Below are 16,974 nucleotides of genomic sequence, written 5' to 3' on the forward strand. Positions count from 1 at the left end.
TTTAGAATAAAAAGACTTAATACTGGAACATAACTTTTCTTCCATTTAAAAATGAAAAATACACTATTGCTTTTTGCTCTTCTCTAAATAGTGTCCATTTCTGTTCTAATTTATTCACTTTGTTTACTTGTAAGTCTTGAAAGAAGGTGACAATTGAATTGGTTTTGCCGTACACTAAAGCAATTAACAAAATGTGTTTTTATATCACAGAAAATCAAAAATAATAAAACAATAATATATTAAAATTTTACTAAGGAATACTTTGTAAAATGTTTTAAATGTTAAAGTGGATACTTCAAATATCAATTCGAATAGCACATCAGTAAAGTGGATTTGTTAATAATTGGACTACTTTTTTACTTAGCGTCAAATTAAAAAGAATTTATATGAAAAAAGAGGTACTTGGTTTCTTCACATTGTTTCTTATAGGAGGTCATGTTAGTAATGCTCAGGTTGGAATTGGAACTCTTGTTCCTAATGCATCAGCCCAGTTAGACGTTACTGTCGCTAATGGATTAAATAAAGGGATATTAATTCCTAGAATTTCTCTTAAAGGTACAACAGATGTTACTACTATTCAGAATGGAAATGTTGAGAGCCTTTTGGTTTTTAACACGGCAACTATTTTAGACGTAACACCCGGATATTATTATTGGTTTAATAATAAATGGAATAGGATGGTAATTTCGGATGAATTGAAAAATTTATCAGGGTCAAATGGTCTTCCAGGAGGAGCCGGAGCCCCAGGTACTCCGGGAGTAAACATCCCTGCAGGAGTAAATTTCTATTTTGATACAGCTACAAAGATTGTGTATGCACTAATTCCGGGGATGAATCCTTCATTAAAAGCAAGTTGGGTTTCTTTAAATGGTAAAAATGGATTGGACGGTTCAAATGGTATTGCTGGGGCAAATGGCGCACCTGGTGTTCCGGGTACACCAGCGATTGACAGTAGTACCGAAATGTATGTAGATTATACTACAGGAATTGTTTATGTACGTGACCCGAAAGATAAAACCAAATGGATGGCGGTGAGTAACGGTAAAGATGGTCTTCCTGGAGGAGCGGGAGCTCCAGGTACTCCGGGAGTAACTATACCAGCAGGAGCAACGTTCTATTTTGATACTGCAACAAAAGTAATGTATGCATTGATTCCCGGAGCAGATCCTTTATTAAAAACAAGTTGGGTTTCTTTAAATGGTAAAAATGGACTGGACGGTTCAAATGGTATTGCTGGGGCAAATGGTGCACCAGGTGCTGCAGGTACACCGGCGATTGACAGTAGTACCGAAATGTATGTAGATTATACTACAGGAATTGTTTATGTACGTGACCCGAAAGATAAAACCAAATGGATGGCGGTGAGTAACGGTAAAGATGGCCTTCCTGGAGCTCCTGGAGCCCCTGGTACTCCGGGAGTAAACATCCCTGCAGGAGCAACGTTGTATTTTGACACCACTACAAAGACAGTGTATGTCTTGACTCCGGGAGCGGATCCTTCATTAAAAGCAAGTTGGGTTTCCTTAAACGGTAAAAATGGATTGGACGGTTCAAATGGTATTGCTGGGGCAAATGGTGTACCAGGTGCTGCAGGTACACCGGCGATTGACAGCAGTACCGAAATGTATGTAGATTATACTACAGGAGTTATTTATGTGAGAGATCCAAATGATAAAACGAAGTGGATAGCGGTAAGTAATGGTAAAGATGGTCTTCCGGGAGGCCCTGGAGTACCGGGTGATCCAGGAGTAGTTATTCCTTCTGGGGCAACAATTTTTGTAGACACTACAACCAAAACCGTATATGTTTTAGAGCCTAAATCAAATCCGGAAAATTGGATTCCATTAAGAAGTGGAGCAAAAGGAGACAAAGGAGACAAAGGAGATACTGGTTTACAAGGTATTCAAGGTGTAGATGGTATTCAGGGTATTCAAGGAGCAAAAGGAGATAAGGGTATTCAAGGAGCCAAAGGAGACAAGGGAGAAAAAGGAGATAGCGGAGCTCAAGGGATTCAGGGTATCAAAGGAGACAATGCTATAGCCGGTATTACACCAAGAGGAGCTTATAATACGACTGTGTCTTATGCAGTAAATGATTTGGTTACTTATAATGGTTCTGCTTATTTATGTCATACTGCCTCTACAGGTAATGTTCCAACGAATCCGGGCTTTTTTCAATTATTTACTTCTGTTGGAGCCCAGGGAATTCAGGGACCAAAAGGAGATCAGGGTGTAGCAGGTGCCAAAGGAGACAAGGGAGAAAAAGGAGATAGCGGAGTTCAAGGTATTCAGGGTATTCAAGGTGCTCAGGGAGTTGCCGGAGTTCAGGGTATCAAGGGAGATAATGCTATATCAGGAATTACTCCAAAGGGAACTTATAATGCAGCTGCATCTTATGTTGTAAATGATTTAGTTACTTATAATGGCTCTGCATATTTATGTCATACGGCTTCTACAGGTAATGTTCCAACGAATCCGACCTTTTTTCAATTATTTGTTACTCAGGGTGCTCAAGGTATTCAGGGAGCCCAAGGTATTCAGGGTATTGCCGGAATAAAAGGAGATACTGGTTTACAAGGTATTCAGGGTGTAGATGGTATTCAGGGTATTCAAGGAGCAAAAGGAGATCAGGGTATGGCTGGTGCCAAAGGAGACAAGGGAGAAAAAGGAGATAGCGGAGCTCAAGGGATTCAGGGTATCAAAGGAGACAATGCTATAGCCGGTATTACACCAAGAGGAGCTTATAATACGACTGTGTCTTATGCAGTAAATGATTTGGTTACTTATAATGGTTCTGCTTATTTATGTCATACTGCCTCTACAGGTAATGTTCCAACGAATCCGGGCTTTTTTCAATTATTTACTTCTGTTGGAGCCCAGGGAATTCAGGGACCAAAAGGAGATCAGGGTGTAGTAGGTGCCAAAGGAGACAAGGGAGAAAAAGGAGATAGCGGAGTTCAAGGTATTCAGGGTATTCAAGGTGCTCAGGGAGTTGCCGGAGTTCAGGGTATCAAGGGAGATAATGCTATATCAGGAATTACTCCAAAGGGAACTTATAATGCAGCTGCATCTTATGTTGTAAATGATTTAGTTACTTATAATGGCTCTGCTTATTTATGTCATACGGTCTCTACAGGTAATGTTCCAACGAATCCGGGCTTTTTTCAATTATTTGTTACTCAGGGTGCTCAAGGTATTCAGGGAGCTCAAGGTAATCAGGGTATTGCCGGAATAAAAGGAGAAAAAGGAGAAAAAGGAGAAATGGGTGATAAGATGACTTTTGCTGATTTAACTCAGACTGAAAAAGATGCTTTAAAAGGAGAAAAGGGTGATAAGATGACCTTTACTGATTTAACTCAGACTGAAAAAGATGCTTTGAAGGGAGATAAAGGGGATAAAGGAGATAGTTCTTCAAGTATAGTTACTGTAGATAAAGACTACACAATTCTTCTGACTGACGAAACCATTATAAATAAGGGTGTCATGAAATTAAGTTTTCCTCCTGCTTCTGCCAATACGGGAAAAAAATATAACATTATTAAGACAGATGATTCACTTTTAACTTTTGGGACACCAATTGTAATTAATGGGGTTTCCCACTCTTCACTAAATTTTGCTAAACATCTTGTAATTCAGTCTGATGGCAAAGATTGGGTAGTAATTAACTAAAAAAGAATGATTAGAGGTTATTTTAATTAGATAATTCTGAATCATTTATTGAGAATAAGAATTTATAATAGAAATGGTTTAATTTAAAAAAAAAGTATGAATAAAGATTTATTTAGATTTGGAGGTATAGTATTACTTGCTATGGGGACTCAGTCCGTTTACAGTCAGACAGTTCAAAAAATTGGGGATAACCCCTTAACATTAGAGAGAACTGCTGTTTTAGAACTGGAATCAAAAACAAAAGGTTTTTTAACACCGCGAATGACTACAGTTGATCGTGATAAAATTGTTTCCCCTGCTATTGGTTTGATTGTTTATAATACTACAACAAATAGATTGGAAGTATGGAATGGAACCATTTGGTACAACACAGTAAGTGCGATAGCAACAGACGCAACGACTACGGCAAAAGGAATTGTTCAATTAGCTGGAGATTTAGGTGGTACAGCGGCATCACCTACGGTGAAAGTCGCATCAGAATCAGAAGCCGGTAAGGTTCAGTTGGCTACAGCTTTAGAAACCACTACAGGGACTTCAAATGCCAAAGCAGTTCATCCGGCCGGATTAAAAGTAGAGTTGGATAAAAAGGTAAGTGTTTCAGGAAATACTACTATGACAGGCTTATTGACTTTGTCAGCAGATCCTACAACAAATTTAGGAGCTGCTACCAAGCAATATGTAGATACAAAGATATCATCCAGTGTACCCGATGCAACGACTACGGCAAAAGGAATTGTTCAATTAGCTGGAGATTTAGGTGGTACTGCGGCATCGCCTACGGTGAAAGTCGCATCAGAATCAGAAGCCGGTAAGGTTCAGTTGGCTACAGCAACAGAAACCACTACAGGAACTTCAAATACCAAAGCGGTTCATCCGGCCGGACTGAAAGTAGAGTTGGATAAAAAGGTAAGTGTATCAGGAAATACTACTATGACAGGCTTATTGACTTTGTCAGCAGATCCTACAACAAATTTAGGAGCTGCTACCAAGCAATATGTAGATACAAAAATATCATCTGGTGTACCTGATGCAACAACGACGGCAAAAGGAATCGTTCAATTAGCTGGAGATTTAGATGGTTCAGCGACATCTCCAACAGTGAAATCAGCATCAGAAACAGCTGCCGGTAAGGTTCAGTTAGCTACAGCTGCAGAGACCACTACGGGTACTGATAATGCTAAAGCGGTTCATCCAAAAGGTTTGAAAGTAGAGTTAGATAAAAAGTTGAGTCTTTCGGGAGGTACTATGACAGGAGCCGTGTTGATGGGAAATAATTCTATTAGAAATGCGTATCAAGTAGATCTGAACTATCAAATGCGTCTATTTAGGTCGGAGGCTGATAGGATCAATTATTTTAGTTTCTATACTGGTAGTGACGGGAATTTTAGAATTTGGGGTTCTAATACTAATGTCGGGGATGCATTATTAATTAATGAAGCAACAGGAAAAACTACACTACTTAAAGCAGCAATTGGTAAAGGTACTGATGATGTAGCTCCGACTGTTGGCCAGGTGGCAACTGCCGCAGATACAGATGGTAATATCGTTTGGCGTACACCGGCAGCTGCACCTGTTGATGCATCAACTACCGTAAAAGGAATTGTCCAATTAGCTACAGCTGCAGAAACTACTACGGGAACTAATAATACTAAAGCTGTTCAACCCGCAGGTTTGAAAGTAGAGTTAGATAAAAAATTGAATCTTGCGGGAGGTACTATGTCGGGTGAGTTGAATATGGGAGGTAAGCGGATTACTAGTATAGATCAGTTGGAAATTCAAGATAAAACAGCTGCTAATACAAGCAAATTTCATTTTTTCAAACGAGATGGGAAATTTAAAATTTGGAATGCTGCAATCAGAAATACTGATGAGCTTATTATTGATGAAGTAACAGGGACAACAGCCTTAACTTCTGCAGCAATTACTAAAGGTACTGATAATGTAGCTCCGATTGCCGGGCAGGTGGCAACTGCGGCAGATAAAGATGGTAATATCGTTTGGCGTACACCGGCAGCTGCTGTTTCCGTATTGAAAAAGGTAAGTGCTAATTATACAGCCGCAAATACAGATGAAGTGGTAGTATGTACCGGAAATATGACATTGACATTGCCTGCTGTCGCAAGTAATTCAGGTAAAAAGATGAACATCGTTAAAGCAGATCAGGACACAACTTTAACTTTTAATACTGCTATTGCATATGCCGGTGGTGGTACTTTTACAACAATAAATTTTCCTAAATCAGTAACAATAATGTCAGATGGAACGACATGGACTTTGGTAGATTGGAATTAATATTTATACAGTCTCAATAATAATTTTGATATTGCTTTTATAAAGGCGTAGTAAAAAGAAAAAAACTTGCCTTTGTGTTGCCTCTTTATATTAGTATTTGAATTTGTATGAACTTAAACGGATACAGGATATCTTGAGTTTAAGTGATAAGCGATTGTTGAATAGAGGTAGTTCTATTCTCAATCGCTTATTTTATTCATACAATAATTGGACGAAAATTAGCGATTTACTATGGGTTTAAAGATGTTTATTGTGTTTATATGTAGGGTTTTATAGTTTATTATTGTCAAAAGGTATTTTGAATTAAATTAATGGGAATTTCTAATTCATATAACATAATTTTATCTAAAATAGGAAGTGATTATTAAACAGTAAGTAATGTCACGATAATGGAGAGTTTTGATTTCTAAAGAGAAAATGCACTAAGATGCATCATATTAATTTTTTCAAAATTGAACAAAAAAATGGTACTATTTAAGTTATTTAAAATTGTAAGTGTAGTAGCAATCATCAGCTCAGTTGTAAGTGTTTTTGTGTTTGTAATTGATCTGTTGTTAGCCGGTTATAGAGGGAAACTCCTGATTTTTAATTTAATTTTCATTGCCATCTCACTGATGTTGGTTTGGTTTTGGATGACCCTTAGCCTAGAAATTAAGGCTGTTTATTTAATGCACCGGGAGCGTAATATGAGCATGGAACATTGGTCTTCCATTTTTAAATGTTTGGGCTTATTAGCAGCCAGTTATATTGCAATTACTGTAATATGTTATCTTGGTTTGATAGATAGAATGTTAGATGGAACTGCACTTTTAGGATAAAAATAAAGTATAACCATTCAGAATTTAGAGAGGCTACCGTTTTTTTACTATGACTCGGGCGATAACGAATAGGCGAAGTAATCTCGTTAATATTCGCGAATTTCTTTGTTTTTATTTCGAACTCAGTTGTTGAATGTTAACTATGAATCAGAGGGAAATCTTTTTAATCTTTTTAATCTGTGGCTATATTCTCTTTAGTTGTTTTGCCACAAATTAAATGAAATAGTCTATTAATTTTCAAAATTCAATTCGTGAAAATTCGTGCAATTCGTGGCAAACTTTTTTGCTTACAGCCTAAATTAGAACCTGAATTTTAGTAATTAGAACTTTTTGGAGACTTCCCTACGACAAAAGTCAGGTTGTATTTTGTTTTTTTTAACGGTATAAATAGTATGAAATTTTAGCGCTTTTAGAGAAGGGATTATTTGTTCTTATTTTTTCGGAAGTCCCGGTATCAGTAACTAAATTAGCCTGAATACCTTAGGTTCAACTAATTTCTTTTTAGATCATTAAGGCATGAAAATGATAGCTAAACCAACTTTTTTTGGTACATTTGGGGGCGTTGTTCCTTAGGTGGCTTTGTAAAATGCATTTAGCTTTTTGGGATAAATAACTAGTTTTTGAAAAGACTTAGTTATTTATTTTTTTAAGTAATACTAAAATTAAGTTTTTGCCATATTTGAATAGGGTGGATGAATTTTGAAAACGCAAGAAAAAGGCAGGAGCAATTTTACATTTGTAGATTTCTACAAGAAAATATTCAATAATCGTTAGCAATGACAAGAAATAATTTAGCAGCTATTACAGCTGTAGGTGGCTATGTTCCTAGCACTGTACTGGATAATTATCAACTTGAAAAAATGGTCGACACCTCAAATGACTGGATTTTATCAAGAACCGGAATAAAAGAGAGACGCATACTGGCGGATCCCGAAAAAGCAACCTCAGACATGGCTGCAGAAGCGATAAAAAACCTTTTGGAAGATTCTGATACAAATGCGACAGAGATTGATTGTTTGGTACTGGCAACAGCCACACCGGATCAATTACTGGCTCCTACAGCTCCTGTAGTATGCCAGAAAGCCGGACTTACAAATGCCTGGGGTTTTGATCTTAATGGAGCTTGTAGTGGTTTTTTGTATGCTTTATCAACTGCAGCGGCATTAATAGAATCGGGAAGACATAAAAAAGTAATCGTTGTTGGTGTAGATACCATGAGTAGAATTATAGATTATACCGACCGTAATACCTGTGTGTTGTTTGGAGATGGTGCAGGTGCCGTGCTTTTGGAAGCTTCTCAGAACAATGGATTAAAGGATTTTGTATTAAAAACCAACGGAGCGGGCAGTGAATTTCTTTCGGTTTCAGGAGGTGGTTCTCTTAAACCTTTTCATGATGGTACCTTGCAAAACCGTGAACAATTCGTAAAGCAGGATGGAAGAACAGTATTTAAAAACGCTATAGAAAGCATGACCAATACCTGTAGTGAAATCCTGAACCGCAATCTCCTCGATGTAGAGGATGTTGACTGGGTGATACCACATCAGGCCAATATTCGTATTATAAATGCCGTAGCCGGTAATTTGAATGTACCAATGGAAAAAGTAAAGGTAAATATAGAGCGTTATGGCAACACTACAGCGGCTACAATACCTTTGTGTTTATGGGATTTCAAAAACGATTTTAAATCAGGAGATCGATTATTGCTTACTGCATTTGGTGCCGGATTTACTTTTGGAAGCTGCTACCTGAGTTGGGGAAAATAATAATGTAGCTTCATTTCTTTTGTTGAAGAAAGAGGAGTTAACTTTATATAGTTAAGAAAAACGTTGCATGGGATAAAATTCGATGCAACGTTTTTTTATGTGTATATCACATAGATTTCAATTTCTTCCTTTGAATCAGCACAAAATCCGTTGGTCAGATAATAAAATAAACTTTAGTATGTTTAGCCGCAAAGCTTGCAAAGTATTAACACAAAGCAAAGTCTTTTGCACGCAGATTTAGCAGATTGTTTTCATCTGAGTACAAAAAAAATCGGCTTAATCTGCAAAATCAGCGTGAAATAATTTCACTGTTAGCATAGGAGTTCGCAAAGAAAAAAAGAATTTTTTTAGATAAAGCTTTGCGAACTTTGCGTAAATCACAAGCAAAAATCCTTGCGCCCCTTGCGGTTAAAAACGTGTTGCTTTCTTCTTGTTCATTACAGAAGTTCTTGTGAGACTTTATTATTTCGGTTTAGATTTGGTATAAAGATTAAGTAACGGTATGTCCACCGCTACAAAGAATTGCCATCTGCGATTTACCTGGCTGGTGGTAGTTTCAGTTTCATTAATCTTTCTTAACTCGGGTCCTAATTGATAAGAATACCCAACTGATACCGGAAATCCCTTAAAACCGTAAACAAGGCCTATTCCGGGAGCAAAAATATTTTGCAGTGTAACTTCTGGTAATTTTTCAGTAGTTGAATCCTGAAGGCGGTAGGAAGCAATGGCTCCGAGATCAATGATACTGAGGAAACCACTTATAGCACCATAATTTTTTCCTTTGCAGTCGTTTATTCCTTTGCTAACAGTAATTCCGATAGGGGCGTAAACACCACTGATAGGAGCCCATTTATTAGCTGCTTTATCTGCCAGATATTCGTTTCCGTAAAATCCGCCTAAATATGCATTTAAAGCTATATTCCAGGAGGTTTTTTTCTTTATGGAAGCACTTCCAACAGGAAGTACTAGAGATTCGATTGCGCTTTCTACTTCGTCAGAGTTTTTGGCTTGAACCATGTTTGCAGCAAAAGACCCATATTTTATAATGAATTTTTTAAACTCATCTAATTTTGTACTTCCATCGGTAGGTGTTAATTCATTTAATATGCCAACAATAGCTGCACTATAATTTTTTACTGCAATATCATGAGCAATGGCAGTGGCAGATTGGCTCTTTTCTACAATTTGATTAATTTGATCTGGTAATTGAAAGGAGGGATTTATTACCTCAACATTTGCAATTGTTGGAATAAAATCGTTGAGAGATTGAAAAATTAAAGCCCAGTCTTCTTCAAGATTGGCGTCCGGTTTTTTCTTGTCTTCTTTTAGTTGTTCAATGGCATCGGCTAGTGGAGTAGATTGCTTAATAAAGTTTTGGATATATGTTTTGGTTCCATTGACGTTATTTTGAAGGACTGTTTTTAATTGTACAGCAGTAGCAGATTCATTGATTAGAGTTACATTTTCAGAAGCTAATTGCTGATAAAGTAAGCCAAAGAAAATATCTCTGGTTGCATTGTCTGTTAATAAAGCGTTGATTTCATTTGTTGTAACATAACTTTTGTTGATATCATTGCTTCGTAAGGCATTACTAATAATCCTTACAAACGCCAGAGTACTTATAATATTTTTTTTCTTAACAGCATCAAGTGTTTTGATGGTTTCTATTTTCTTTAGATTTTCTGCAGAAGCAACGGTGTTAATTATAGTCGGCACTTTATTACCGGACAATAGTTGACTGCCAATTACTAATGATGCAGAAATTGCAATTCCTTTATCTGAAATTAAAAAATCCTGATAACCTTTAATTCTTTGCAGGGCAATAGTATCGCATTTACAGTTTAATTCAGAATCTGTTTTTATAGATGCAATTTTTGGCACATTTAAAAGGAGATTCTTTAAATCCTTATCAAATGCTTCCCGCAGCGTATTGATAATGTTGGCATACTCCCAGGATTCAAAATTGGCAATAATATTGGAAGCATTAGGAAACAATATTTCAAATTCAGGATAGTCCCTTTTGAATTCCGGAAAACGATCAAAGAAAGTAACGATGAGTTCTTGTTTTGACCTTTTGATCAGAAATTTAGCCATACCGTCCGCAAGTTTGGTGACCGGTATAGAACCGGGATTCATTATCGATTGTGATATACTTGGAGTTAGGTTCCCAGAGTCAAGACCAGCTCCTACGTTTAGATAGGGCGCCAGTATTGGATTATAGTCATCTTCATTCGGATCTGTTAGAATACTTGTGATATCATTCCAGTTTGTAGCATTAATGTTAGGATAATATTTTTGAAGTATTCCGCCCACAATACTCAAAGAAGCCTTGTCACTTTTAAATTTTGGTGTTGGAGAGGTAGTACTAATGTATTTTGATAATTCAATAGCATCATAGTATGCTATTTGTGAATAAGAACATATCGTGTTCAAGAATAACAGGAGAAATAATAAGATTTTTGTTTTCATTTTTTTAGAATATCTGTTAATAGATTTAGTGCTGAATAAGGGTTTAAAATCCCCCATCCGTATTCTACTTTATTGTAATTTAAAATATTTGTATCTGCACTGCGTTTCAGTATATCAAATAGATCAATATTAGATAAAGGTTTATTATTGCTTTTGGCAATTGACTTTAAAAGGGCAATGACACCAGCAACAAAGGGTGCCGAATAACTTGTTCCTTTAATCGAATTATTAGCTTGAGTGAGAGAGAAAATATCTTCGCCAGGCCCCATTAAATCAAGAAAATCGCTTTTGGTTGAAGCTTTACTCCGTATTCTATTTTTGTCAATTCCACCAATAGATAAACATTCAGGAAAAGATGCGGGAAAATTGTTTGCAGGTTTAGGTTTGCTACCACTGTTTCCGGCAGAAGACACAATAGTTATTCCTTTGTTGTAAGCTTCTTTGATTTTTGAATGTGTTTTTTCTCTAATGATGTCATCGTTGGGAATGTAGAAGCTTAATGAGATAACATCAACAGATAATTTTATAGCTCTTTCCAATCCTAATAATATTGCATCAGAAGATTGTTCATCGTTGGAATCTATTATTTTTATAATATCTAGGGTTATGTTGGGAGCTACCCCCCAAAGATCATAACCTTGTGCACATAAAATCCCTGCACAATCTGTTCCGTGTCCTGAAGTATCAAAACAAGCTTCCTGACTTTCAATATCGGTACAAGCATTATAATAACTGATGTTTGTTTTGTTTTTAAAGTCATCTAGTTTGTAATTAAGTCCTGAGTCAAGAATCGCAACTTTAATGTTTTCTCCTCTGGAGAATTTCCATAATTCATCAATTTTAAAATCAAGAAAACCCCAGTCCTTTTTATCAATAGAGGTAGTTTGGATCTCTTTATTATCGATTTCACTGATTAATTGCAGCCCCCCTCCCCAATAAAACTGGTTCACAGCATCTTTGTACCATCTTCCCAGACTCGGGTTGGGTACATTTGTGACTTCTTCTAAATCTAAAACATGACCTTCGCTTATTGTTGGGAAAACGGTAGTTTTATCCGTAAAATCTGCTGGTATTGTTTTGCGTACATTAAGTTTGTGAACTATGACTTTATATCTAGCCATAGTGTATTAGGAATTAATGATTATAGATGCGTCTTTTAAAATATTAAGATCGACAGGAGAACTCTGACCAATAGTTCCATTTTCGGTGTATTGCCAGATAGCCCAATCTGTCCAGCCATTTGGTATGGTAACTTTATTGCAATCGGGTTGTTTGGGATAATAAGAGATCCATAGTTTCAGGTTGCCCAAAGTGTGTGTCTTTGGAAGCTTTCTGTCCAGATATTCTTTGCGACTGTAAAGTATCGGTGCTGCGCTCATCCCGCTTTGAATTTGGGTCACAAAAGTTTTAATCCATAGTAAATAATCGTTTGGATTTAATGGAGTATCCCAACTCGACTGATTTTCTAAATCCAGTACCAAAGGCAAGTTTGATTTAGGTAATGCTTTCATCAAATTCAGAGCCTCATTGGCTTCTGCAGTGGCATCAGAGGTAACAGTTCCTCCGTTTCGGGTGTCGGGGCGGCAGAAATGGTAGTAACCAATTTTGATATTTTTACTTACTGCATTTTGAGCATTTTCTTTTGCTTTATTATCCGGAGTTCCAACACCTTCGGACAGTTTTATATAACAAAAACTAACTCCAGCTTTTGCAAAGCCACTCCAATCGGGTTTAGCATTATGATGCGAAACGTCAACTCCTAATTGATAGTTGACAGGTAAATTTGCAGGAAGTCCTTTTAAATTTATAGTAGGAGTAGTAGAGGTAGTAGTAGGAGCGGCACTTAGTTTAGTCAAACCATTTGCCCAATAATATTGCCCTAGTTTATCCTTTAACCATTTCCCTAAATTAGGATTAGGTATATTGGTTTCTACTTCCAGTTCGAGTATCATATCTTGTGTAACCTGAGAAATGATATTTTGTGTTTTAAAATCGGCTACCGGGGCTGTTCGTACGTTAAGTCGCGGTACTATTACTTTATATCGGTCCATGGCTATCCTACTGCTTCAGTGTTAGTATTGCTGTTCACTGTTACCTGAACAGGTTGTGTTTCAGGGGTTGGAGTCGTTGGGGCATTTTCGGTTGTCTCTTTTTTGCCCGCTCCTCTTATTTTGATAAATTTTTGTAGTAAATCGAACCAAAACGGCGCACCTAAACAAATACCAAATGCCAGTAACAGGAAGCCTAAAAATTTTCTGCCGTCAAAAGACTGTTCCAATACATATTTGGCTTTGAGTTTTATCGGGTGTTTATCGTACAATTGCTTCAAAGATTGCTGCGTGTAAAATTTCGTAGAGTCTTTTGGGATTTGGAGGGTGACATCGCTTTTAAGCTCTTTTCTTATGGCTGCGAGCTCACATTTGTATGTAGTGGAGACAACTGCACTGTCTCTCTTTAAACCATAATCACCCCAGCCTATTGCTAATAAATTATTGGCATCTTTTATTCTGCCGTTTAATTGCTTTTTGACACTATCAAGCTGACTGGTAAGTAAGGCCAACGAATCTTTTACTTCTTTTTGCCCTTGTACGATAGCGTCTTTTTTTTCTTTAGAAAGAGAAGTATCGGCTGTATCTGCGGGCTGTTTTAATTGATTCTGCAATTGCGCCACTCTTGGATCGCCTTCTAAGGCATCGGCTTCCTTGATAGCCATTTCCACCAGTTTATCTCTGGCGTCTTTATCGGTGCTTATAGTGCCGGCTATTTCAATAATATCTACATTAAAGGAAATGGCAATTACCAACCCAATTCCAAACAGCCAAAATTGAACTTGCTTTTTATACCAGCCGGCAATTCTGTTCATAGTGTCGTCGTACCAGTCTTCAATTTGTTTGGTAAAGGCGTCCAGATTTAAGTAACTTTTCTTTAAATGAAGCTGCAGTATCTCAAGTGTTTCTTTGTCTATATCAATATGTTCATCTTTGAATTTCTTTTTTACAGTTTCGTCTTTTTCGTTAAGGAGATAATCGACCAGATAATAGATTTTTGTAATATCCGGTGCGTCTTCAAGTTGTAAATTTACTTGTTTTCCCTTTGCATGGGCAGTGACAGCTTCTTTATGTTTGTCCCAATACTTTTTTAAAACTTCAATTAAGATAGTCGAAAAATTCTCTTTGGAGATGTAAGAAGGAATAGAACTTCTGTTATTATAACCGTAGTTTTTTATCACGGGATGATCATAAAATTTATCCCCTAGCTTTTCTTGAGAAATAGGTTTGTAGCCCGCAATTAATTTAAAAGGTTCCAGAATCGTTTCCCAAATTCCTTTTGCCGTCTCGAACCATAACCAGGTTTTACGCTCGGTGTCGGACAACATACTGTCGACAATACCTTTTTTTAGCATTCTCGCTCTCAATCCGAAGAGGGTAGAAATGGCTTCATTTACAGAAGTTGCTAATAAACTGTACAAAAGAAAAATAAAAACCAAACCAATGGCTGTATCTAATACGGGAGAATTAAACATAATTAGTAGTTTTATGAATCATATATTTATTTTAAGAAAGATTAAAATGTACTGAATTCTATTCCGGACAGTTCCAAATATTCCCTGATTATTCAAGTCTAAAGCCGATACTTATGTACAGAATGCTTTAAGGTAATCTTATGGGAACAGGCTTAGTCAGAGTGTTCGTTAATGGATACAATTTCTGTCTAAAATAGAAAAGGTTTTTTTTCTGACGTAGCGTATTTATACCTGTTTTTGTAGTGCAATTGAGAGGTGTTTTTTCAGTATAAACATTTTTGTTTTGCCACAAATTGCACGAATTTCCACGAATTGTTTTTTACTTTGAATTTAATTGTTGACTCGCAATTAGGAAAAAAAAGAATCTTTTAAATCAGTGAAATCTGTGGCTATCTTTTTGACCACAGAGTAAATAGATAATTCTCAATTAGAGGTTACTAAATTTAAAAAATATAATTCGCGCAATTCGTGGCTTTTTTCTACCAGAATGTAGATGTATAATAGTTGAGTCAGATATAAGTAAGTATATTCTTTCCGGCCCACTACACAGGGATAACATCTGACCTCAAATGTTAATAATATGTTTAGTAAACCATTGATTTTGTTAATGTAAACGTAACCTTTTTGACCTACCCTCAGCCTTAATTTTGGAGACATAGTATAAGAAACCAATACTTGTATATATGTCGCTTTTCAGATTAAGAATTCATCGCAAAAAAACAACTAGAATAGATGCTATAGCAAACACCGTTTGTTTGATAACTGTTGCAAAAGCATTGTATTATGTATAGAAAATATACTGACGAAGAACTTGTTGAATTGTTAAAACAAGGAAAAGACAGAGCTTTTGATGAATTGTATTTTCGATACAGAGATGTATTAGTTCGTTTTGTATACCAGAGAATGAAATCGATTCCGATTTCGGAAGAAATTGTTCAGGAAGTTTTTACCACTATTTGGGAGCGACGCAATACGTTGGTCATTCAAAAAAAGTTTTCGGCTTATATGTATACTTCAGTGCGTTATGTGACACTGGATTATATCAAATCAAACCAAATGACAGATGCCTACTGTAAAGAGGTTTTTGATCGAAATACCGTTCTTGAAGATCATAACAATAGCACAGAAGAATCTATTTACCATGATGAACTGCAACAGGCTTTAGATAAAGCCACTTCCTTACTTCCTAAAAAGGCTAAAGAAGTTTTTATACTAAGTCGTTTTAAGCAATATACCAACAAAGAAATTGCAGAAGAACTTAATGTTTCGCACGAGACTGTAAAGTATCATATTGCCTATGCCCTGAAATTCATGCGACTTTATTTGGGACAATTTAATTTATAACAGATTTCGGCTTTGGGATATTCTTTTGGTTTCTTAACAAAAGGGTAACCTTGGACACCTACCTGAAATCAATATTCCTAAGACTTACTATTAAAGCAATAAATAAATAATGCCTGAGAAATTACATCAAGATATAAAAACTTTTTTAGAAGGTAAATCTTCATTAAAAGGAAAAGAAATGTGGGACAACTGGTATAACAATCCCGGAGAACTATTCGGACAGGAGATCGTTATACAATCTGATATTTCAAAATTAAAAAGAGAAATCAAAGCAATCAAAAAGTCAAATGAAATCCTTTCGTTAAACAACAGAAATTGGATTATGGCTGCTTCCGTTGTGCTTTTGGTCGGGTTATCCTGTTTTTTTTACCTGTCTTCTCAAACAAGTACGATTAAAGAATATGCGACAAAACCGGGAGAACATACCAAGATAACATTAAGTGACGGAACACAGATTTGGCTTAATGCCGGAAGTCTTCTAAAATGCCCTACTGAATTTGATGGAGATACCCGCGAAGTTTATTTAACCGGTGAAGCTTTTTTTGATGTCGCTAAAGATAAAAAACATCCTTTTATCATTCATACCAACAAAATGGATACAAAGGTACTGGGTACAAGTTTTAATGTACAGGCCTATCCAAATCAAACCACACAAGAAGTCTCCGTACTAACAGGAAGAGTAAACGTGAAATCGACTGTTACAGAAGAAAATGTTTATGTAACACCAGGTCAAAAAGTGGTTTTCAAATCAAAAAACAGCAGCCTGCATGCTTTCAGTAATATTCCGATGAGTTCGATTTCGTTATGGCGGAAGAATATTATTGTCTTCGAAGACACGCCTTTACCGGAAGTAATTGCAACGATCAACCGCAATTACAATATCGCAGTATCTGTTGAAAATAAAAACCTGAATAACCTAAAAATAAGCGCCTACTTCAAAGAGCTTCCGGCAGATCAGGTGATTCGGTTGGTATGTACCATTATCAACGCCAATTACAAACTCGAGTCGGGAGTTTACAGGATTGAATAAGTTGAACAATAACAATATTAAAAAGCAATATCAATAATTAGAGGAATAATCAAAATTAAAAATT

The 16,974-nt window shown here is 36.4% G+C and carries 10 protein-coding genes; 6 read left to right on the forward strand and 4 right to left on the reverse strand.

From position 1 onward, the window contains the following. Nucleotides 1–386 precede the first annotated feature (386 nt). From G3A47_RS23990 to G3A47_RS11320, 4 genes are all read left to right on the forward strand, one after another. Nucleotides 387–3,668, forward strand: coding sequence for a hypothetical protein (locus G3A47_RS23990; protein ID WP_166922318.1), 3,282 nt, complete (start codon nucleotides 387–389; stop codon nucleotides 3,666–3,668). A gap of 96 nt (nucleotides 3,669–3,764) precedes the next feature. Then, complete coding sequence (locus G3A47_RS11310; protein WP_166922320.1) at nucleotides 3,765–5,960, forward strand: hypothetical protein; 2,196 nt, start codon at nucleotides 3,765–3,767, stop codon at nucleotides 5,958–5,960. 464 nt (nucleotides 5,961–6,424) lie between these two features. Further along, on the forward strand, nucleotides 6,425–6,778 hold the full coding sequence (locus tag G3A47_RS11315) for a hypothetical protein (protein ID WP_166922322.1): 354 nt from the start codon (nucleotides 6,425–6,427) through the stop codon (nucleotides 6,776–6,778). Between the two features lie 776 nt (nucleotides 6,779–7,554). Then, a complete protein-coding gene (locus tag G3A47_RS11320) occupies nucleotides 7,555–8,544 on the forward strand; it encodes a beta-ketoacyl-ACP synthase III (RefSeq protein WP_166922323.1) in 990 nt (329 codons plus the stop codon). Nucleotides 8,545–9,006: 462 nt separating this feature from the next. Here G3A47_RS11320 and G3A47_RS11325 read toward each other — a convergent pair whose 3' ends face one another. The 4 genes from G3A47_RS11325 to G3A47_RS11340 are packed head-to-tail and all read right to left on the reverse strand — an operon-like array spanning nucleotide 9,007 to nucleotide 14,536. After that, nucleotides 9,007–11,013: a hypothetical protein gene (locus G3A47_RS11325; protein WP_166922325.1), complete on the reverse strand. Its 2,007-nt coding sequence runs from the start codon at nucleotides 11,011–11,013 to the stop codon at nucleotides 9,007–9,009. Further along, the gene (locus tag G3A47_RS11330; RefSeq protein WP_166922327.1) at nucleotides 11,010–12,134 is read right to left on the reverse strand and encodes a S8 family peptidase; all 1,125 of its coding nucleotides are present in this window, start codon (nucleotides 12,132–12,134) and stop codon (nucleotides 11,010–11,012) included. The genes G3A47_RS11325 and G3A47_RS11330 overlap by 4 nt, the downstream gene beginning before the upstream one ends. 6 nt (nucleotides 12,135–12,140) lie before the next feature. Continuing rightward, nucleotides 12,141–13,064 (reverse strand): glycoside hydrolase family 25 protein, encoded by a 924-nt coding sequence (locus G3A47_RS11335; protein WP_166922329.1) that lies wholly within the window; start codon nucleotides 13,062–13,064, stop codon nucleotides 12,141–12,143. Between the two features lie 2 nt (nucleotides 13,065–13,066). Further along, complete coding sequence (locus G3A47_RS11340; RefSeq protein ID WP_166922331.1) at nucleotides 13,067–14,536, reverse strand: hypothetical protein; 1,470 nt, start codon at nucleotides 14,534–14,536, stop codon at nucleotides 13,067–13,069. A 783-nt stretch (nucleotides 14,537–15,319) separates the two neighbouring features. Here G3A47_RS11340 and G3A47_RS11345 point away from each other — a divergent pair. Then, nucleotides 15,320–15,880: an RNA polymerase sigma-70 factor gene (locus G3A47_RS11345; protein ID WP_166922332.1), complete on the forward strand. Its 561-nt coding sequence runs from the start codon at nucleotides 15,320–15,322 to the stop codon at nucleotides 15,878–15,880. A gap of 109 nt (nucleotides 15,881–15,989) precedes the next feature. Beyond that, nucleotides 15,990–16,910, forward strand: coding sequence for a FecR family protein (locus tag G3A47_RS11350; protein ID WP_166922334.1), 921 nt, complete (start codon nucleotides 15,990–15,992; stop codon nucleotides 16,908–16,910). The last annotated feature ends 64 nt before the right edge of the window (nucleotides 16,911–16,974 follow it).

Source organism: Flavobacterium poyangense (genome assembly GCF_011751075.1).
Lineage (GTDB): Bacteria > Bacteroidota > Bacteroidia > Flavobacteriales > Flavobacteriaceae > Flavobacterium > Flavobacterium poyangense.